Here is an 18,150-nt window from a genome sequence, read left to right as displayed (position 1 = left end):
GACCGGGTCAGGTCGTGGCCTGCACGACGTAGAACGCGGCGAGGGCGATCGCCAGCACTCCGAGCAACGACCGCAGGGCGCGCTCCGGGATCCGGGGCTGGACCGACGCCCCGAGCCACCCGCCGGCCAGGCCGCCGAGGCCGGTGGCCACGCCGAGCGTCCAGTCCGGCGAGACCGGTCCGCTGACCGTCAGCGAGAGTGCGGCGTACGTCGCCACCCCGGCCAGCGAGGTGACCCAGGTCGACAGCAGCGCGGCCGGGGCGACGACGGCCACTGCCATCCCGCTGCCGACCAGCACCGGCCCGAGCAACGAGCCGCCCCCGATGCCGTACACGCCGCCGACCGTTCCTGCCGCGAAGGCCAGGGCCCGCACCGTCCCGGGCGCCAACCGCCGACCGAGCGATCCGGGCGCGGGACGGCGCAGCGTGAAGACGCCGACCGGCGCCAGGACGGCGGCCGCGAGCAGCCGGAACACGTCGGGGTCCGCCGCCAGGTGGACGCGGACGACGGCACCGAGCATCACTCCGGGCACCGATCCGGTGACCAGCTGGAGGGCGAGCGCGCGGTCGAGCTGGCCGCGAGTGCGGTAGCGGGCGAGCCCGCCCGGGCCCGAGATCAGGTTGAACATCAGGTTGGTCGGCGTGACCCGAGGGCTCGGCACGTGCAGGACCGAGAGCTGCACCGGCAGCAGGAACACCGCTCCCGACACTCCGACCGGCGTCGTCACCGTCGCGAGCAAGAAGCCCGCCACCAGCCCCAGAAGATCCCGCTGCCAGTCCACCGGAACGCGTTCAGACGCCGGCGCCGACGGCATAGCCGAGCGCCGCGGCACCGAGCCCGGCCACCAGGCTCACCGCGACGTTGAGGGCCGCGTAGAGCCGAGCGCCGTCCTCGAACAGCCGGAACGTCTCGTAGCCGAACGTGCTGTACGTCGTCAGCGCTCCACACAGGCCGGTGCCGAGCGTGAGCATCACCGGGTCAGGGACATCGCGGCCGGTCGCGAGACCGACCAGCACCCCGAGGACGAGGGATCCCACGACGTTGACCAGCATCGTCCCCCAGGGCATCAGCCCGTCGTGGCGCGACTGGACCGCCCGGTCCACCAGGTAACGGCTGGGTGCGCCCACGGCGGCGCCCAGGCACACCCACACGAGTCCGCTCACGCGGGCTCGTCCCGGTAGCGGTGCACGACGACCCGCACCTCGTCGAGCGTGACCAGGCCCTCGCCCACCACCTCGTCGACCTGCGGCAGGAACGCCTCGATGCGCTCCAGGGTGTCGATGAGCACCACCGCGATCGGGAGGTCCTGGGAGAGCGACAGCAGTCGGGTGGTGTGCACGACCGGGCTGGAGGAGCCGAACCCCTCGATCCCGCGGAACACGCTCGCACCGGCCAGCCCCGCGCGGTGGGCGCGGTGCACCAGCTCGGTGTAGAGCGGCCGGTGGTGCCAGGTGTCGGACTCGCCGATGTAGATCGTCATCCGGGTCGCGGTCCCGTCGAGGTCCACGCGGCCGCGCGGCTCCTCCGCAGGTGCCTGGTCGGTGGTCATGGCGCTCACTCCCCTCTGCTCACTCGGTGTCCACGCCTGTTGCGCCGCACCCGGGTCGCGACGACCACGCCGGTGCGCGCCAGGCCGACCCCGGCGATCACCGCGGCCAACGCCGCCAGCAGCGTGCCCGCCCAGTAGCCGAGCGCGACCGCGGGACGGCCGTGGTCGAGCAGGGACACGGTGTCGACGGCGTACGTCGAGAACGTCGTGAACCCGCCGAGCACGCCCACGCCCACGAAGGGCCGCAGCAGCGGGTGCGCGCCGCCCACCTCGACGACGAACACCATCAGCACGCCGATCAGCAGGCAGCCAAGGACGTTGATCCCGAGGGTGGCCCACGGCACCCCGTCGGCCTGCGGGGGCCACGTGCGGCCGACGGCGTAGCGCGTCGAGGCCCCCACCATCCCGCCAAGCGCGATCGTGGGCAGCACGAACCGGTGCCGCGTCCACTCGCGCCGCTGGCCCGGAACACGGAGATCGACGTCCGGGTCGATCTGGGGGATGGTCATGGGCACTCCTACCGTGCGTTCCACGTGTGCAAGGTAGGGACTGTTGGCAGCCGCCCGGCTGCGGTTGTCGGCGAGCCCCACCGCCATCAGCGCCCAGCCTACCGAAGGACGACCCGAAAGATCCGGCAGCGGCTTCGCCGCTCGGGCTCACCTACGGACCGAGCCCGAGGGGAGTCGGTCAGGCGTCGAGGGTCTCGACGTCCACCTCGTAGGCCCCCTGCACGATGAACTCCTTGCGGGGCGCGACGTCGGACCCCATCAACAGCTCGAAGACCTGGGCCGCCTCTTCGGCGTTGTCGATGGTGATCCGGCGCAGCGTGCGGTGCCGGGGGTCCATCGTGGTCTCTGCCAGCTGGTCGGCGTCCATCTCGCCGAGACCCTTGTAGCGCTGCACCGGGTCCTTCCAGCGCACGCCCTTCTTCTTCAGCTCGGCCAGCTTGCGCTGCAGCTCGTCGTCGGAATAGGTGTAGACGTACTTCTCCATCCCCTTCTTGGGGTTGGAGATCTCGACCCGGTGCAGCGGGGGCACCGCGGTGTAGACGCGGCCCTCCTGGATCAGCTCGGGCATGTACTTGTAGAACAGCGTGGCGAGCAGGCAGCGGATGTGGGCGCCGTCGGAGTCGGCGTCGGCCATGAAGATGATCCGGCCGTAGCGGCGGGCGTCGAGCTCGAACGTGCGGCCCGACCCGGCGCCGACGACCTGGATGATCGAGGCACACTCGGCGTTCTTGAGCATGTCGCCGACCGAGGCCTTCTGGACGTTGAGGATCTTGCCGCGGATCGGCAGCAGCGCCTGGAACTCGGAGTTGCGGGCCAGCTTGGCCGTGCCCAGCGCCGAGTCACCCTCGACGATGAACAGCTCGGTGCGGTCGTTGTCGACCGCCCGGCAGTCGGCGAGCTTGGAGGGAAGTGCCGAGGACTCCAGCGCGTTCTTGCGGCGCTGGGTCTCCTTGTGCTGGCGTGCCGCGAGCCTGGTCTTCGCCGCGGCGGCGACCTTCTCCATGACGAGCTTGGCCTGGGCCTTCTCGGCACGCTTGGTCGAGGTGAGGAACTTCTTCAGCTCGGCGGTGACCACGCGGCGTACGACGGTGCGGGCGGCGGGTGTGCCGAGGATCTCCTTGGTCTGCCCCTCGAACTGGGGCTCGGCCAGGCGGGCGGTCACGACCGCTGTCATGCCCTCGAGGACGTCGTCCTTGATGACGTCGTCGTCGTTGACCTTGAGCACCTTGGCGGACTTCATCACGTCGTTGAACGTGCGGGTGAGCGCCTGCTCGAAGCCGCTGACGTGGGTGCCGCCCTTGGGCGTGGCGATCACGTTGACGAAGGAGCGGAGCACGGTGTCGTAACCGGTGCCCCAGCGCAGCGCGACGTCGACGTGCAGCTCGCGCTCGACCTCCTGCGGGGTCATCTGCCCCTGGGCGTCGAGCAGCGGGACCGTCTCGGTGAACGTCTCGGTGCCCTGCAGCCGCAGGATGTCGGTGACCGGCTCGTCGGGCGCGAGGAAGTCCGCGAACTCCGCGATCCCGCCGTCGTGGCGGAACTTCTCCTCCACCGGGTCGGGGCCGCGCAGGTCGCGGATCACCAGCTCGAGGCCGGGGACGATGAACGACGTCTGCCGGGCCCGGCCGATCAGGTCCTCGTAGACGAACTGCGCGTCCTTGGTGAAGATCTGCCGGTCGGGCCAGAACACGATGCGGGTGCCGGACCTGCCCTTGGCCACCCGGCCGCCCTTGCGGGTCAGGCCTGAGCGGGCCTCGAACGCCGCCTCCGGGCCGTCCCCGCTGAAGACGCCGGGGACGCCACGCCGGAACGAGATGCCCTGCTGGGAGGGCGAGCGGTCGACGTCGATGTCCATCCGGGTGGCGAGCGCGTTGACGACCGAGAGGCCGACGCCGTGCAGCCCGCCGGTCGCGACGTACGAGCCACCGCCGAACTTGCCGCCCGCGTGGAGCTTGGTCGCGACCACCTCGACGCCGGGGAGCCCGGTCTTGGGCTCCTTGTCGGTCGGGATGCCGCGGCCGTCGTCGTAGACCTCGGCGGAGCCGTCGGGGTGGAGCGTGACCTCGACGTGGGTCGCGTGGCCGCCGAGGGCCTCGTCGACGCCGTTGTCGATGATCTCCCACAGGCAGTGCATCAGGCCCCGGGTGTCGGTCGACCCGATGTACATCCCGGGACGCTTGCGGACCGCCTCCAGGCCCTCGAGGACGAGGAGGTGCGCGGCGTTGTACGTGTTGTCGATCGTGGGGCTCCTGGTCGTGGCGGCCGGTCGTGGCCGCCGGCAATCCGTGCGGGTCTGGGTCTCGAATCTACCTGCGACACGCCGGAGGTCGGTGAAGGCTCGCCTGCCGGCGGCGCGGCTACCGTGGTCAGCACTTCCCCGAGCACGACCCGCGCAGCAGCACCAGCACCACCAGCACCACCCAGCAGCACCTGGCAGCACCGTGGGGTTCGTCACGATGCGGACACGATCGGCTCTCGGCCGGCTCGTTTCGCAACCTCGGGCCCCGCACCCACGTCAGACTGGTCAGTGACCGTCTCGGTGACCGTCCAGGGTCGTGGTGCTCCGTTCCTCCTCAACCGTTCTCCCCAGATGTCTCCCAAGGCATGGAAATCGGCCGAAGAGGGAATCATCAACATGATTGGATGAAGTGTCGGACACCACGAGGTGCCGGGAATCTTGGAGCCCGTCGCTACGTTGACCCTGACACCGAGGCAGACGAAGAAATGAGGCCGATGTGACCACTGCAGTTGCCCCCAGCACCGCCGCACTCAGCGCGGCGGACCGCTGCGACCGTTGCGGAGCCCAGGCCTACCTCCGCGTAGAGCTCCAGTCGGGTGGTGAGCTGCTCTTCTGCGCCCACCACGCCCGTGAGCACGGAGACAAGCTCAAGGAGATCGCCGCCAACGTCGTCGACGAGACCCACAAGCTCTCCGGCACTCCCGCCGCGGCTCCCGACGGCGAGCGCTGAAGGCTCCCAGACACCACCTACCTCCACCGCGGCCCCGGACACCTGTCCGGGGCCGCGGTGCGTCTGTGACAGGGTTCGGGGCATGAGCCCGACCGAGGTCCTCGTCGCCCTGGCGATCGCCGTCGGCCTGGTCGGCATCCTGGTCCCGGTCCTGCCCGGCACGATCCTGATCGGCGCCGCGATCCTGGTCTGGGCGTGGTCGGTCGGCAGCGCCGGCGCCTGGGTCGTCCTGGCCGTCGCGGTCACGATCCTCGCCGCCGGCACGGTGGTGAAGTACCTCCTGCCCGGCCGCCGCCTCCAGGTGGCCGGGATCCCCGCGTCGACGCAGTGGTTCGGGGCGGCACTGGGCGTGGTCGGCTTCTTCGTCGTACCCGTCGTCGGGCTGTTCCTCGGGTTCGTGCTCGGCGTCTACCTGGCCGAGCTGCGCCGGGTCGGGTCGGCCGAGGCCTGGCCGTCCACGGTGCACTCGCTCAAGGCCGTGGGCCTGAGCATCCTCATCGAGCTGGCCACGGGCCTCGGCGCGACCGCGGCTTGGATCGTCGGCGTGGTGGCCACCTGATGCCGATCGTGCTGTCGCTCCTCGCGGCGGTGGCCTACGGGCTGAGCGACTTCAACGGCGGGATCTTCTCGCGACGCGGCGGCGCATGGGCGGTCTCGCTGACCGGTCAGGCCACCGGCGCCTCGCTCGTGCTGCTGCTCGCGCTGGTCACCGACGGCTCCCCCACCGGCACCGACCTGGCCTGGAGCCTGGTCGCCGGGCTCGGCAACGGCTTCGGTACGGCGTTCCTCTACCGCGGCCTGTCCTCGGGCCGGATGGGCGTGGTCGCCCCGGTCTCCGCCATCGGCTCGGTGCTCGTGCCCGTGGTCGTCGGGGTCACCACCGGCGAGCGGCCCGGTCAGCTGGTGTGGGTGGGCATCTTGCTCGCGCTGCCGGCCATCTGGCTGGTCTCCCGAGAGCCGGCCGAGGCGGTGTCCCCGGGCGGCTCCGGCCTCCTCGACGGCATCCTCGCCGGCCTGGGGTTCGGCACGCTCTTCGCCGCCCTCGCCCAGATCCCCGAGGAGGCCGGGTTCCTGCCGCTGGCACTGAACCAGGTCGTCGCCGGCGTCGCGATCGTCGCGGTGGCCGTCGCGCTGCGCCGCGACTGGGTGCCGCGCAACCGCTACGCGCTCGGCGGGATGCTCAGCGGCAGCCTCGGGGCGCTGGCGACCGGAGCGTTCCTGGTCGCGACCCAGGGTGGCTACCTGACCGTCACCTCGGTGGTGACCTCGCTCTACCCCGCCGTCACCGTGCTGCTGGCCGCGACGGTGCTCCGCGAGCACGTGCACCGCGCCCAGGCCGTCGGCCTGGCGCTGTGCGCCTGTGCGGTCGCGCTGGTCGCCACCGGCTGAGGCGGGTCGCTCAGCCCGCGGTCAGCCAGGAGGTCCAGGAGCCGGGCTCGCCGAGCCAGTCGGTGACCGGGTGCGACCCGTCGTACAGGTCGGTCATCTTCACCGAGATCCGCACTCGACCGGGCTCGCCGAGGCAGGCGCGGTCCGCGTAGAACCGCACCACGTCCTTCGCGAAGCCCAGCCGGAGCTGGTGGTCGCACGTCAGCGGCTCGCCCACCGCCTTGCCGTCGCGGACCTTCATCAGCTGGTAGTCCATGCCGTCGTAGAGCCCGGTCGTGAGCCGGAACTCCGGCCCCGGGCGGCCCGCCCGGGTGTCGATCCGGATCGTCAGGCCCGCGGTCCCGGCGTCCGAGGTGCGGCGCAGGTCCACGACGCCGACACGGACCGACAGCCGGTCGGCGTCATGGTCCACGGCCACGCGGCGCAGGTCGTTGAGCGACGCCCCGCCCATGTCGGCGGGGTCGTCGTACGACGCCTGCTGAGCGGACGCCGGCGCGAGGGCTGCGCCGAGAAGGGTGGCGGCGAGGACCACCGGGGCCAGGATCCGAGAGATGGGTTGCATGTCCCTACGATGCCCGATCACCGGGAAAGGTTGCCGCGCACCGCCACCGGCGGCCCGGACGCGAAACGGGCCGCGCCACGCAGCTGCGCGGCACGGCCCGTCATCAAGCGGGACCTTAGTCCAGGTAGTCGCGCAGCACCTGGGACCGGGACGGGTGACGCAGCTTGGACATCGTCTTGGACTCGATCTGGCGGATCCGCTCGCGGGTCACGCCGTAGACCTTGCCGATCTCGTCGAGGGTCTTGGGCTGGCCGTCGGTGAGGCCGAACCGCATGCTGACCACACCCGCCTCACGCTCGGAGAGCGTGTCGAGGACCGCGTGCAGCTGCTCCTGCAGGAGCGTGAACGACACGGCGTCGGCCGGGACGATCGCCTCGGAGTCCTCGATCAGGTCGCCGAACTCGGAGTCGCCGTCCTCGCCGAGCGGGGTGTGCAGCGAGATCGGCTCGCGGCCGTACTTCTGGACCTCGATGACCTTCTCGGGGGTCATGTCGAGCTCCTTGGCGAGCTCCTCCGGGGTGGGCTCGCGGCCCAGGTCCTGGAGCATCTGGCGCTGCACCCGGGCCAGCTTGTTGATGACCTCGACCATGTGCACCGGGATGCGGATCGTGCGGGCCTGGTCGGCCATCGCGCGGGTGATCGCCTGGCGGATCCACCACGTCGCGTACGTCGAGAACTTGTAGCCCTTGGTGTAGTCGAACTTCTCGACCGCACGGATCAGGCCGAGGTTGCCCTCCTGGATCAGGTCCAGGAACAGCATGCCGCGACCGGTGTAGCGCTTGGCCAGCGAGACGACCAGGCGCAGGTTGGCCTCGAGGAGGTGGTTCTTGGCGCGGCGACCGTCCTCCGCGATCCACTCGAGCTCCTCGGTGATCTTCGGCGAGAGCTTGCCGCCCTTGGCGAGCTTCTCCTCCGAGAACAGGCCGGCCTCGATCCGCTTGGCGAGCTCGACCTCCATCTCGGCGTTGAGCAGCGGGACCTTGCCGATCTGCTTGAGGTAGTCCTTGACCGGGTCGGCGGTCGCGCCCGCGACCATGACCTGCTGCTCGGGCTCGTCGGTGTCGTCGGCGGCGGAGACCACGAACGTCGCGGACTTCTCGTCCTCGACGATCGTCGGGTCGGCGACGACGTCCTTCTCGAACTGCTCGTCGGGCAGGTCGGGCAGGATCTTCTTGCCGTCGGGGCCGATCACGACCGTCGACTGGTCGGACTCGGTCGTCTCGGCGTTGTCGGCGCCGTCGTTGGCGACCCGGCTCGAGGCGGCCTTGCGGCCCGCGGTCTTGGTCGCGGCGGGCGCTGCCTTCTTCGCCGCCGGGGCAGCGGCCTTGGCCGGCGCCGGGGCGGCGGCCTTCTTCGCCGGTGCCGCGGCCTTGGCCGTGGTGGTCTTGCGCGCCGAGGTGGCGGCGACCGCGCGGCTGGTCGCCGGGATCTCCACGGCGATGCCCAGCGAGCTCAGGTGGGCCAGCAGAGCCTTGAGGTGGCGCGGCTCGACCGCCGCGTCCTCACTGGCCCGGCGCACCTCCTCCGGAGTGATGCTGCCGGTCGGCGTACCTCGCTCGATGAGGGTGACGACGGCAGGGTGCGTGAGCACCTCGGCGGGGAGCATCTTGCGCGCGTTCGAGGACACGAACACCTCTCGTCAACGACTGTGAGAACCAGATCGGGGCGCGGCAAGACCCGGTAACGTCAAGAGCCGCGGTCCTCATTCTGCCACGGGCTCCCTGATGCTGGTGCCAGTCCCCCCGTTCTCAGCGGTGTCGAGGGCGCGGCGTGGCGCGCCGGACGCAGTGAGCCCCGCCGACCGGAGGACGACGGGGCTCGGCGTGGCCCGAGAGGGACGGATCCTTTGGGAGGGGAACTCAGTCGACCTACAGGCTCGCCGCTGGTGACGTTAGGTGCAGATCGAGGTGACTCGCGAGTAGCCCCCAGGTGGTCTAGCCAGCCGCCTTCGCGGCCGCCTTCTTCTGCTTCTTGTACTCCCGCACCTTCTGCAACGACTCGGGGTCGACCACGTCGGCCACCGATCGGTAGCCGGGCTCGGCGTAGGCACCGACCGCGGCTTCCCACCCCTCGGGGCGTACGCCGAGCTGCTTGGCCAGCAGCGCGACGAAGATCTGCGCCTTCTGCTTGCCGAATCCCGGCAGCTCCATCACCCGGGCGAGCAGCTCCTTGCCGGTGGCGGCCTCGATCCACAGCCGCGCCGTGTCGCCGTCGTACCGCTCCTCGATCAGCGCCGCGAGCGCCTGCAGCCGCGCCGCCATCGAGCCCGGGAACCGGTGGATCGCCGGCGGCGTGCCGCACAGCGCCGTGAACTCCTCGGGGTCGGCCGCCGCGATCCGCGCGGGCTCGAGGCTGCCGAACCGGTCGAGCACCTTCGCGGGGCCGCGGAACGCGTGCTCCATGGGGTACTGCTGGTCGAGCATCATGCCGGCCAGGAGCGCGAACGGGTGCTGGTCCAGCACGTCGTCGCTGGCCGCCTCACCGGTGATGTGGAGTCCCATGCCCCGGATTATCGCGCAGGCGAGGAGCGGACCGAGGTCAGTCGGCCTTGACGGCGAGGACCGGGCAGTGGGCGTCGAGCAGCACGCGCTGGGCGTTGCTGCCGAGGATCAGCTTGCCGACCGGCGAGCGGCGGCGCAGCCCGATCACGATCAGGTCGGCGTCGTTGGCCTCGGCGATGCTGATCAGGTCCTCGGCCGGCTCGAAGCCGCGGACCAGCTGGCGCACGTCGTAGGGAACACCGGACTCGTCGAGGACCTTGCGCACCGCGTCGAGGTCGCGCTCGGCCTGGGTGGCGGTGTCGGCGTCGAACTCCTGCCCGCCGCGGTGGGAGTTGACGACCACCAGCTTCGCGTCGCGGAGCTTGGCCTCCTCGACCGCCTTGTGCAGCGCGGCGTCTCCCTCGGGCTTGGGCACGTACCCCACGACGACGGTCCCCATCGAATCTCCCTGTCCTGCGGCTCTCGTGGGCCGGATGCCCATCTCTCGCACCGTAACCGATCGGGCCTGGTGCCCGCAGCCTGTGGACGAACGACACGTCGTCCGATGTCCTCAGGGACCCTGAACTGCGAGCCGCGTCGAGACGGCCCGAGGAGGTACGCCGTGGAAGGCATCCGCGAGCCCGTCGACCGGGCGACGGCGCTGGTGCTGCGGCGCGCGGTGCTCGACCACGTCCGGACCGAGCATCGCCGGTGGTTCCCGGCGCTGCTGCACGTCGGGGTGCCCGGCCGTGCCGAGGAGGTCTTCGCCACGCAGCCCGACGACAGGCTCGACCACGCACTGCGGGCGGACGTCGTCGCGGCCCTCCTCCACCGAGCCCGCCGAGGAGGCGGCGTGCCGATGCTGTGGCTGACCCGGGCCGGCCCCTTGGAGCTGCAGGACGTCGACGCCGCCTGGCTGAGCGCGTCGAGGACCGCGACCGCCGAGGCCGGGGTGGGGCTCACCCTCGTCGTGGTCACCCGGCGCGGCTGGCTCGACCCGCGCAGCGAGGTGCGCCAGGAGTGGAAGCGGCTGCGGCAGCGCTGACGCGGCCCGATCCGCGCTCAGACCCAGGTGTGGACGGGCTCGTTGCTGTGCATGCCGCGGGTGTACTCCAGCAGCGTGGCGCGCAGCGCGTCGTAGCGGTCTCCCCCGGCCTGGTGCATCCGCTGCACGAACCACTCCGCGCCGTTGGTGCCGATCAGGCAGCGCTGCTCGATGATGCCGAGCAGCCGGTCGATCTCGGCACCCGAGGCGCCCCAGCTCTCGAGACCCTCCTGGGCCATCGGCAGCAGCCGGCGCAGCACGAGCTCGGTGGCACGCACCTGCCCGACGCCGGGCCAGTACACCTGCGCCTCGATGCCCTGCCGGGCGGCGACGTGGAAGTTCTCCTCGGCGGCGCTGAAGGACATCTGTGACCACAGCGGCCGCTCGCTCTCGGCGAGCGACCGGACCAGGCCGAAGTAGAACGCTGCGTTCGCGATGGTGTCGGCGACCGTCGGGCCCGCGGCCAGCAGTCGGTTCTCCACACGCAGGTGCGGGACGCCGTTGGCGATGTCGTAGACGGGGCGGTTCCAGCGGTAGATCGTGCCGTTGTGCAGCCGCAGCTCCGGCAGCGTGGGCGTCCCGCCGGCCTCGAGGACCGCGAGCGGGTCCTCCTCGTCGGTGATCGGGAGCAGCGCCGGGAAGTAGCGGACGTTCTCCTCGAACAGGTCGAAGACCGTGGTGATCCAGCGCTCGCCGAACCACACGCGCGGGCGCACGCCCTGCGCCTTGAGCTCCTCGCTGCGGGTGTCGGTCGCCTGCTCGAACAGCGGGATCCGGGTCTCGCGCCACAGCTCCTTGCCCAGGAGGTACGGCGAGTTGGCCGCGACGGCCACCTGGATGGCCGCGATCGCCTGCGAGGCGTTCCAGTACGCCGGGAACTGGTCGGGCGAGGTCTGCACGTGGAACTGCGTGCTCGTGCAGGCCGCCTCCGGCACGATCGAGTCGGCGCTGGTGCGCAGCCGCTCCGGTCCGTCGATCGCGATCGCGATGTCCTCGCCCCGGGCGTCGAGGATCTGCTCGCTGAGCAGCTTGTAGCGCGGGTTGGCGCTCAGGCTGGCCAGGCTCATGTGACCCTCGCCGAGCGTCGGGAGGATGCCGATCATCACCATGTGCGCGCCGACCGCGGAGGACTTGGCCTCGGCGTCGTTGAGGCTGCGGCGCAGGTTGTCCTCGAACGTCGTCAGGCCGCCCTCGCGCAGCCGAGCCGGCGGCACGTTGATCTCGATGTTGAACTGGCCGAGCTCGGTCTGGAAGTCCGGGTCGGCGATCGCCTCGAGCGCCTCGGAGTTCTTCAGCGCCGGGTCACCCTCCTCGTCGACCAGATTGAGCTCGACCTCCAGCCCGGTCATCGGGTCGTCGGTGTCGAACCGTGCCTCACGCAGCATCCGCGCGAACACGTCCAGGTTGCGCCTGACCTTCTCGCGGTGCCGCGTGCGGTCGGCCCGGGAGAACTCCTGAGCCTCGACCTCTTCACCCATGTCCCGACCCTAGGGCTTCTCGGAGCGGGTGTCGTCGTGCTGGCGCCAGGACGCCTCCGTGCGGGCGATGAGGTCGTCGACGACCCCGCTCACCTCGCCGGTGCGCTCGTACGCCGCCCGCTGGCGGGTCGCGCCGTTGGCGCTGATCGCGCGCTCCATCGCGGACGTGACCCGCTCGAGGTCCCCCGCCTCGGCGAGCGCGGGCTCGATCCACCCCACCAGGGCCGCCACGACCTCGCCGGCCGGCCGGAGCTCGCGGCGCAATGGATGGACCAACGCATCGGACATGCCGAAGCGCGAGGCCCGCCACTGGGCGGCACGGAGCTCCTCGGCCCTCCAGTCCGGCGCCGGCGTCCCGGCGGCCCAGGCGCCCGCGGCCGTCTCGACGAGCGCCCGGACCAGCACCCCGATCGTCACCGCGTCGGCCGGGTCGGTGCACACGTCGCACACCCGCACCTCGACCGTCGGTTGGGCCTGCGCCAGGCGGGCGTCGAAGTAGAGCATCCCCGTGTCGCGGGCGGCTCCGGTCGCGAGCAGCATCCGGCAGGTCTCCTGATAGCGCTCGAGCGAGCCGAACTGCTCGGTCGGTCCGGCGCTCGGCCACCGGCTCCACACCTGTGCACGCCACGAGGCGTAGCCCGAGTCGCGCCCCTCGGTGTACGGCGAGTTGGCGCTGAGCGCCAGGAGCACGGGCAGCCAGGGGGCGATCCGGTCGATGACGCCCACGCCCTCCTCGACAGAGTCGATGTCGACGTGGACGTGCATGCCGCACGTGCCGCCCGTCCTGGCGATCTCTCCGAACGTGTCGACCATGTCGCGGTAGCGGTCGTTGGGGCTGACCGCGGACCGGTCGCCGCCCAGCGGCACGATGCCGCAGGCGCCGATCGCGAGCCCGGCGGCCCGCGCGGCCTCTCCGGCCGTTCGGCGCGCGGCGACCAGCTGATCAAACGCGTCGGTCGCGGCGAGGACCGGGTCGGTGCGGGTCTCGAGCTGGTGGCGGAACAGCTCCTGGTCGAGCTCGTCGGTCGCGGCGCGCGCACGCCGCCGGCCGGCCCCGCGTTCGCGGAACTCCTTGAGGACGGCCGGCGCGGCCGGGACGACCGCACGGGTCGTGGGGTCGAGGAGGAGGAGCTCCTCCTCGATGCCGAGCTTGCGAACCATGGCGGGCGAGTACCCCCTGCCGCCCACCGGCACGCACCAGGCCGCCACATGCCCGGCCAGCTATTCGGCGGCACGGTCCCAGGCCTCCGGCTCGACGGCGTTCTCCAGGGCCTGAGCCACCAGCCCGGCGAGGCGATAGTCCTCGTCGGCCTCGGCGCACCGGTCGAGAGCGCACCAGGCGAGCGCGCCGTGGCCCGCCTGCCACGCCGCCAGCGCCAGCAACGTGGCCGGGGCGGCCAGCATCGGCACCGGGGTGCGGCGCACCACGTCGGTCCAGAAGTCGACATGCCGCGGCGCGGTCGCGCGGGTCAGCGGCGCCCAGGCGGCGTCGCGCACCGGCACGTCGAGCAGGCCGCGCAGCAGCCGCGCGACCTCGTCGTCGGCCGGGAGCGTGCCGGCGACCACGTGCCGCCTCACCAGGCCGGAGGCCCAGGCCGCCTCCGCGGCGAGCTGCCCGGGCCGTGGCGGGTCGCCGGTGAGACCGGCGAGCGCGGCCACGACCCGCCCGGTGCGCTCGGTGTCGGTAGCGAGGGTCTGGCGCAGATCGTCGCGGGAGCCGAGCAGCACCCGCCCCTGGGCGACGGCGTGCGCCAGGAACGGGTGGGCGGAGACGTCGTAGGGCGTGCCGCCGGCAGGCAGGCCGGACCGCTCCCCGAGCGCGGGGAACCACCGCCGCCCGTCGGCGTGCAGCACGTCCATCACCGGCACGTCGGCGAGCTCGAACCCGCCGTACAGCGCCCAGGCGGCCTCGCGGGCCAGGTGGGCATCGTCGGTGTAGACGATGAGAAGGACCCGGGTGACCCCGTGGGCCAGCGCGGGGGCGAGGAGGGCCTGGACGGCTTCGGAGAGCTCCTCGACGTCGTCGAGGGGGTCAGGCAGGTCGCACCGGGCGTGGAACGCTCGCGCGGCGCCGAACGTGAGCATCACGATCGAGTCGGCCGGCACGAAGCCGAGCACCACGGGAACGAGGGCCAGGGCGTCCTCGGGGGTGCGGACGGTCAGGACAGTGGGGGGTGGGAGCGGTGTCGGAGCGGTCATGGGTCGAACCTCCCCGGGACGTCCGACGATCGCGGGCCGTCCGGACCGGGCCTGTGGAGAGGCCTGCGGACGGGCTCGCGGTGGAGAGAAAGCGGGCTCGTCGGCGCGACGGGGTACCTTGCGCCCGTGCGTGCGCAAGCGTCGGTGCTCCATCTCGACCTGGACGCGTTCTTCGCCGCCGTCGAGCAGCGCGACAAGCCTTCGTTGCGCGGCAAGCCGGTCGTGGTGGGTGGCGTCGGTGGCCGCGGGGTCGTCTCGACCGCGTCGTACGAAGCGCGCCAGTTCGGCGTTCGCTCGGCCATGTCGACCCGCGAAGCGCGGTCGCGCTGCCCGCACGCGGCCTTCCTGAGCGGGCGCTTCCATGCCTACCGGGAGGCCAGCGACCAGGTCATGCGGCTCCTGCGCGCGGTCTCACCGCTCGTGGAACCCCTGTCGCTGGACGAGGCGTTCGTCGACCTCGCCCGCGCCGACCTGCCCGACCTGGAACTCCCGACCGTCACGGCGTTCGCCGAGGACCTGCGGGCCCGGGTGAGCGAGGCCACCCGCGGGCTGACCGCCTCGGTGGGGGTCGGTACGTCGAAGTTCATCGCCAAGGTCGCCAGCGACCTCGACAAGCCCGACGGCCTCGTGGTGGTCGCGCCCGGCACCGAGCAGGACCTGCTGCGCCCGATGAGCGTCAGCGTGATCCCCGGGGTGGGGCCCGCGACCGCCGAGCGGCTGCGACGCGTGGGCGTCCACACGGTGGCGGAGCTGGAGGCCGTCAGCGAGGACGAGCTGGTGCGCCTGCTCGGCAAGGCGAGCGGGCACTGGCTGTTCCACCTCGCGCGCGCCGAGGACGATCGGCCCGTCGTCGCAGAGCGGGAGGCGAAGTCCGTGAGCGTCGAGGGCACCTACGACACCGACCTCACCGACCGCCGGCTGATGGAGGGCCTGCTCACCCGCCAGGCCGGCGAGGTCGCGGGCCGGCTGCGCAAGCACGGCCTGTCCGGACGGACCGTGACGATCAAGGTGCGGCTCCACGACTTCACCACGCTGAGCCGCTCCACGACGCTCACCTCCCCCACCGACGCCGCCGGGACGATCGCGAAGCTGGCCCGGAGCCTGCTCACCGACCTCGACACCTCCGGCGGCGTGCGACTCCTCGGCGTCGGGGTCTCCGGGCTGGCCGACTGGATCCAGGAGGACCTGTTCGGGGAGACGGCCGAGGAGGAGGACATCGAGCTCCCCGAGATCGAGATCCCCCACCACTCCCGCCGCACCTGGGCGCCGGGGATGGACGTCGAGCACGAGGAGATGGGGCGCGGCTGGGTGTGGGGATCGGGACGCGGCGTGGTGACGGTGCGCTTCGAGACCGCCGAGACCCCGGCCGGACCGGTGCGCAGCTATGCCGAGGACGACCCCGCGCTCACCGCGTGGCAGCCGCCGGCCCCCGAGGAAGCGGCGGAGCAGGCGTGAACCGCACCTGCTCCCCCGGGCGCAGCTGGGCACACACCCACAGGTCGTCCGGGTGCACCACCGCGATCACCGGGTAGCCGCCGGTCGGCGGGTGGTCGGCCAGGAACACCACGGGCCGCCCGCTCGGTGGCACCTGCACAGCCCCCAGCACCATCCCCTCGCTGGGCAGCTCGGCGTCGCGCACCCGCGGCGGCGCGGCACCGTCCAGCCGCAGCCCGATCCGGTTGGAGTCCGCCTCCACGACGTACGGCGACCCGCACATCGCCTCGAGCGCGTCGGCACCGAACCAGTCGGCGCGCGGGCCCGGGACGACGTGCAGCGGCCCCACCCGACGGGCCGGCGCGACGTCCAGCGGGCGCGGCCGCCCACGCGACCGGCCGACGGGGAGCGTGGTGCCGGCGGTCACCCTGGGCGGCCCGACCCAGGCGAGGGTGTCGGTCGAGCGCGAGCCGAGCACGGGGTCGACAGCGATGCCGCCGCCGACCGCCAGGTAGGTCCGCACCCCGGTGCGCGGCCGGCCCAGCCGCAGGGTCGCGCCGGCCGGGAGCCACTCGGCGCGGTCGTGGCCGCGCGCCGCGCCGTCGATCGCGACCGGAGCCGGGGCACCCGTCACGGCCACCCAGCAGGCGGTCGCGGCCCGCACCTCCAGGCCGCCGAGCAGCACCTCGAGCACGGCCGCGTCGACGTCGTTGCCGACGAGCCGGTTGGCCAGGCCTGCCGCCGGCATGTCCAGCGCTCCCGCCCGGGGCACCCCCAGGTGCGCCAGGCCGGGCCGGCCCCGGTCCTGCACGAGCGTCAGCGGGCCGGTCGCCAGGACCTCCAGGCTCACGCAGCGTCCCGGAACCGCACCCGGGTGCCGGGCGCGAGCAGGGCCGGGGACGCGGCGGTCGGATCCCACAGCGGTACGTCGGTGCGGCCCACCAGCCGCCACCCACCCGGGGAGGCCGACGGGTAGACGCCGCACCAGGTGCCGGCGAGCGCCACCGATCCCGGAGGCACCCGCGGGCGCGGCGATGCCAGCCGGGGTACGGCGAGCTCGGCGGGCAGCCCGGCCAGGTAGGCGAAGCCGGGGGCGAACCCGCAGAAGGACGCGACGTACTCGATCGAGGTGTGCCGGCGCACGGCGCCCGCCAGGTCCGTGCCCCACGCCTCGGCCACCCCGGCCAGGTCGGGCCCGTCGTAGGTCACCGGCAGCTCCACGAGGTCGCCCTCGCCGGCCGCACCGGTCGGAGACCAGGCCCGCATCAACGCGGCGAGTGCGGCGGGGTCGTCGACCCCGTCGAAGAGCACGGTCTCCGCGGCCGGGACGACCTCCACCGCGGCCACCCCGACCGCGCGGGCCCAGGTCGCCAGCGCGAGCGCGGACGCCGCGTCGCCGACCTCGGCGAGCACGGCGGTGGCGCCGAACGGGCGCAGCTGCACGGGCATGGCCCCAGCATGCCCGGCAGTGCGATGCATGAGATCGCGCACCGCGGGGAAATGAGTGAGGGGCTCCCGGTGGTATGAGCACCAGGAGCCCCTCGGGTCGACCGGAGATGGTGACGCCCGGTCGATCGAACCGGTGCTCCGACCCCGCCGCCCCCGTCACCGGGCCGGCGCCTCGAGTTGCCTCGGGGTGCGGGTCTTCGTCCCTGTCCGATCCCCGGTCCGCCTTGCGGTGGGCCGGTAGGAGAGTTCTACGGGAGGCCCGGCGCGGCCCGCAAGACGTCCCGGAGTTCCCACAGGTCCCTCCACAGGCGACGGCCGGTTCTCCACCACACGCGTGCACACTGCACAGGTCGCGGTCCAGACCTGTGGAGCAACCTGTGCACGACTAGGAGATGAACGACCGCAACTCGAAGCCGGCGTCCTCGAGCGAGCGGCGTACGGCGAGCGCGTGCCCGACCGCGCCCGGGGAGTCACCGTGCAGGCAGACCGAGTCGACGCGGTCGGCCAGCTCCAGGGCCTGGACGACGACCTCCTCGCGGGTCTCGACCAGCGCGCCGGGCTCCGCCCGCGGCAGCAGCCGCCCATCGGCGGTGTAGCCGCGGTCGGGGAACCCCTCGTGGAACACCGCCCGGCCCGCTTCCCCGGCGAGCCGCAGGAGCTCCCCCGGCATCCCGAGCACGGCCAGCGTCCCCGAGCCGTCCAGGACCGCGCGCGCCTGCTCCTCGTCGTCGAGCACGCGGTGGTAGAGCGCGCCGTGCGGCTTGACGTACCGCACCGCCGTACCCTCCGCCGCGGCGATCTCCGAGAGCGTCCCCACCTGGTCGGCGACGTGCTCGCGCAGCACGGCGTAGGGCACCTCGAGCTCGACCCGACCGAAGTTGTCCCGGTCGTCGTAGGAGACCTGTGCGCCGAGCACGACCCCGAGGCGGGCGGCCTCCGCGCACACCGCGCGCATGACGTCGCGACTGCCCGCGTGGTAGCCGCAGGCGACGTTGGCACTCGTCACCACGGCCAGCAGCGCCTCGTCGTCGGTGACGTCCTCGCCGAGGTCGGCGTTGAGGTCGATCCGCGGGCGCGCCATGCCCCG

20 protein-coding genes are annotated in these 18,150 nt (G+C 72.6%); 5 read left to right on the top strand and 15 right to left on the bottom strand.

Going from position 1 to position 18,150, the window contains the following annotated elements; genetic code table 11:
• Positions 1 to 7: 7 nt before the first annotated feature.
• From AC3ANS_RS08885 to AC3ANS_RS08865, 5 genes are all read right to left on the bottom strand, one after another.
• Entirely contained in the window at positions 8 to 781 is a 774-nt protein-coding gene (locus AC3ANS_RS08885; protein WP_488295797.1) for a sulfite exporter TauE/SafE family protein, read from the bottom strand.
• 10 nt (positions 782 to 791) lie between these two features.
• Positions 792 to 1,163, bottom strand: a complete 372-nt coding sequence (gene crcB / locus AC3ANS_RS08880; protein ID WP_488295796.1) for a fluoride efflux transporter CrcB — start codon at positions 1,161 to 1,163, stop codon at positions 792 to 794.
• Positions 1,160 to 1,549 (bottom strand): DUF190 domain-containing protein, encoded by a 390-nt coding sequence (locus AC3ANS_RS08875; RefSeq protein WP_488296460.1) that lies wholly within the window; start codon positions 1,547 to 1,549, stop codon positions 1,160 to 1,162. The genes crcB (AC3ANS_RS08880) and AC3ANS_RS08875 overlap by 4 nt, the downstream gene beginning before the upstream one ends.
• A gap of 5 nt (positions 1,550 to 1,554) precedes the next feature.
• Positions 1,555 to 2,058: a fluoride efflux transporter CrcB gene (gene crcB / locus AC3ANS_RS08870; protein ID WP_488295795.1), complete on the bottom strand. Its 504-nt coding sequence runs from the start codon at positions 2,056 to 2,058 to the stop codon at positions 1,555 to 1,557.
• A gap of 178 nt (positions 2,059 to 2,236) precedes the next feature.
• Positions 2,237 to 4,225, bottom strand: coding sequence for a DNA gyrase/topoisomerase IV subunit B (locus AC3ANS_RS08865; RefSeq protein ID WP_488295794.1), 1,989 nt, complete (start codon positions 4,223 to 4,225; stop codon positions 2,237 to 2,239).
• A gap of 568 nt (positions 4,226 to 4,793) precedes the next feature.
• Between AC3ANS_RS08865 and AC3ANS_RS08860 the strand changes: the two genes are divergently transcribed.
• From AC3ANS_RS08860 to AC3ANS_RS08850, 3 genes are all read left to right on the top strand, one after another.
• Positions 4,794 to 5,027: a DUF7455 domain-containing protein gene (locus AC3ANS_RS08860; protein WP_488295793.1), complete on the top strand. Its 234-nt coding sequence runs from the start codon at positions 4,794 to 4,796 to the stop codon at positions 5,025 to 5,027.
• Positions 5,028 to 5,109: 82 nt separating this feature from the next.
• Positions 5,110 to 5,586 carry a DUF456 domain-containing protein gene (locus AC3ANS_RS08855; protein ID WP_488295792.1) on the top strand — a complete coding sequence of 159 codons (477 nt, stop codon included), beginning with the start codon at positions 5,110 to 5,112 and terminating at the stop codon, positions 5,584 to 5,586.
• Positions 5,586 to 6,416 carry an EamA family transporter gene (locus AC3ANS_RS08850; RefSeq protein WP_488295791.1) on the top strand — a complete coding sequence of 277 codons (831 nt, stop codon included), beginning with the start codon at positions 5,586 to 5,588 and terminating at the stop codon, positions 6,414 to 6,416. Before AC3ANS_RS08855 ends, AC3ANS_RS08850 begins: the two co-directional genes overlap by 1 nt.
• A gap of 10 nt (positions 6,417 to 6,426) precedes the next feature.
• Here AC3ANS_RS08850 and AC3ANS_RS08845 read toward each other — a convergent pair whose 3' ends face one another.
• From AC3ANS_RS08845 to AC3ANS_RS08830, 4 genes are all read right to left on the bottom strand, one after another.
• Positions 6,427 to 6,978 (bottom strand): hypothetical protein, encoded by a 552-nt coding sequence (locus AC3ANS_RS08845; protein ID WP_488295790.1) that lies wholly within the window; start codon positions 6,976 to 6,978, stop codon positions 6,427 to 6,429.
• 115 nt (positions 6,979 to 7,093) lie between these two features.
• Positions 7,094 to 8,605 (bottom strand): RNA polymerase sigma factor, encoded by a 1,512-nt coding sequence (locus tag AC3ANS_RS08840; protein WP_488295789.1) that lies wholly within the window; start codon positions 8,603 to 8,605, stop codon positions 7,094 to 7,096.
• Positions 8,606 to 8,912: 307 nt separating this feature from the next.
• Positions 8,913 to 9,479, bottom strand: a complete 567-nt coding sequence (locus AC3ANS_RS08835) for an HhH-GPD-type base excision DNA repair protein (RefSeq protein ID WP_488295788.1) — start codon at positions 9,477 to 9,479, stop codon at positions 8,913 to 8,915.
• 37 nt (positions 9,480 to 9,516) lie between these two features.
• Positions 9,517 to 9,918 (bottom strand): universal stress protein, encoded by a 402-nt coding sequence (locus AC3ANS_RS08830; protein WP_488295787.1) that lies wholly within the window; start codon positions 9,916 to 9,918, stop codon positions 9,517 to 9,519.
• Between the two features lie 162 nt (positions 9,919 to 10,080).
• Between AC3ANS_RS08830 and AC3ANS_RS08825 the strand changes: the two genes are divergently transcribed.
• Positions 10,081 to 10,503: a hypothetical protein gene (locus tag AC3ANS_RS08825; RefSeq protein WP_488295786.1), complete on the top strand. Its 423-nt coding sequence runs from the start codon at positions 10,081 to 10,083 to the stop codon at positions 10,501 to 10,503.
• Between the two features lie 17 nt (positions 10,504 to 10,520).
• Here the strand turns inward: AC3ANS_RS08825 and AC3ANS_RS08820 are convergent, their stop codons facing one another.
• From AC3ANS_RS08820 to AC3ANS_RS08810, 3 genes are read right to left on the bottom strand one after another with little or no spacing between them, the layout of a single operon-like run.
• Positions 10,521 to 11,981, bottom strand: coding sequence for a glutamate-cysteine ligase family protein (locus AC3ANS_RS08820; RefSeq protein WP_488295785.1), 1,461 nt, complete (start codon positions 11,979 to 11,981; stop codon positions 10,521 to 10,523).
• A 9-nt stretch (positions 11,982 to 11,990) separates the two neighbouring features.
• Entirely contained in the window at positions 11,991 to 13,142 is a 1,152-nt protein-coding gene (locus tag AC3ANS_RS08815; protein WP_488295784.1) for a carboxylate-amine ligase, read from the bottom strand.
• Positions 13,143 to 13,202: 60 nt separating this feature from the next.
• On the bottom strand, positions 13,203 to 14,180 hold the full coding sequence (locus tag AC3ANS_RS08810; protein ID WP_488295783.1) for a DUF4192 domain-containing protein: 978 nt from the start codon (positions 14,178 to 14,180) through the stop codon (positions 13,203 to 13,205).
• A gap of 126 nt (positions 14,181 to 14,306) precedes the next feature.
• On the opposite strand from AC3ANS_RS08810, the gene AC3ANS_RS08805 reads away from it, so the two are divergent.
• Positions 14,307 to 15,635: a DNA polymerase IV gene (locus tag AC3ANS_RS08805; RefSeq protein ID WP_488295782.1), complete on the top strand. Its 1,329-nt coding sequence runs from the start codon at positions 14,307 to 14,309 to the stop codon at positions 15,633 to 15,635.
• On the opposite strand, the gene AC3ANS_RS08800 is transcribed toward AC3ANS_RS08805, so the two are convergent.
• The 3 genes from AC3ANS_RS08800 to AC3ANS_RS08790 form a co-directional block, all read right to left on the bottom strand.
• A complete protein-coding gene (locus AC3ANS_RS08800) occupies positions 15,586 to 16,464 on the bottom strand; it encodes a 5-oxoprolinase subunit C family protein (RefSeq protein ID WP_488295781.1) in 879 nt (292 codons plus the stop codon). The two genes, AC3ANS_RS08805 and AC3ANS_RS08800, sit on opposite strands and share 50 nt — an antisense overlap.
• Positions 16,461 to 17,063 (bottom strand): 5-oxoprolinase subunit B family protein, encoded by a 603-nt coding sequence (locus tag AC3ANS_RS08795; RefSeq protein WP_488295780.1) that lies wholly within the window; start codon positions 17,061 to 17,063, stop codon positions 16,461 to 16,463. The genes AC3ANS_RS08800 and AC3ANS_RS08795 overlap by 4 nt, the downstream gene beginning before the upstream one ends.
• A 385-nt stretch (positions 17,064 to 17,448) precedes the next feature.
• Positions 17,449 to 18,144, bottom strand: a complete 696-nt coding sequence (locus AC3ANS_RS08790; RefSeq protein ID WP_488295779.1) for a LamB/YcsF family protein — start codon at positions 18,142 to 18,144, stop codon at positions 17,449 to 17,451.
• Positions 18,145 to 18,150: the final 6 nt, after the last annotated feature.

This window comes from Nocardia sp. 149-1B (assembly GCF_057747975.1).
This window is presented reverse-complemented; position numbering and strand designations above follow the sequence as displayed.

What these genes read in the sequence shown, in the direction of transcription:
- AC3ANS_RS08875 (WP_488296460.1), bottom strand. Translation starts at nt 1,549, where the DNA reads ATGACCACCGACCAGGCACCTGCGGAGGAGCCGCGCGGCCGCGTGGAC.
- AC3ANS_RS08855 (WP_488295792.1), top strand. Translation starts at nt 5,110, where the DNA reads ATGAGCCCGACCGAGGTCCTCGTCGCCCTGGCGATCGCCGTCGGCCTG.
- AC3ANS_RS08795 (WP_488295780.1), bottom strand. Translation starts at nt 17,063, where the DNA reads ATGCCCGTGCAGCTGCGCCCGTTCGGCGCCACCGCCGTGCTCGCCGAG.
- AC3ANS_RS08830 (WP_488295787.1), bottom strand. Translation starts at nt 9,918, where the DNA reads ATGGGGACCGTCGTCGTGGGGTACGTGCCCAAGCCCGAGGGAGACGCC.
- AC3ANS_RS08815 (WP_488295784.1), bottom strand. Translation starts at nt 13,142, where the DNA reads ATGGTTCGCAAGCTCGGCATCGAGGAGGAGCTCCTCCTCCTCGACCCC.
- AC3ANS_RS08810 (WP_488295783.1), bottom strand. Translation starts at nt 14,180, where the DNA reads ATGACCGCTCCGACACCGCTCCCACCCCCCACTGTCCTGACCGTCCGC.
- AC3ANS_RS08790 (WP_488295779.1), bottom strand. Translation starts at nt 18,144, where the DNA reads ATGGCGCGCCCGCGGATCGACCTCAACGCCGACCTCGGCGAGGACGTC.
- AC3ANS_RS08845 (WP_488295790.1), bottom strand. Translation starts at nt 6,978, where the DNA reads ATGCAACCCATCTCTCGGATCCTGGCCCCGGTGGTCCTCGCCGCCACC.
- AC3ANS_RS08820 (WP_488295785.1), bottom strand. Translation starts at nt 11,981, where the DNA reads ATGGGTGAAGAGGTCGAGGCTCAGGAGTTCTCCCGGGCCGACCGCACG.
- AC3ANS_RS08835 (WP_488295788.1), bottom strand. Translation starts at nt 9,479, where the DNA reads ATGGGACTCCACATCACCGGTGAGGCGGCCAGCGACGACGTGCTGGAC.
- AC3ANS_RS08850 (WP_488295791.1), top strand. Translation starts at nt 5,586, where the DNA reads ATGCCGATCGTGCTGTCGCTCCTCGCGGCGGTGGCCTACGGGCTGAGC.
- crcB (WP_488295795.1), bottom strand. Translation starts at nt 2,058, where the DNA reads ATGACCATCCCCCAGATCGACCCGGACGTCGATCTCCGTGTTCCGGGC.
- AC3ANS_RS08865 (WP_488295794.1), bottom strand. Translation starts at nt 4,225, where the DNA reads ATGTACATCGGGTCGACCGACACCCGGGGCCTGATGCACTGCCTGTGG.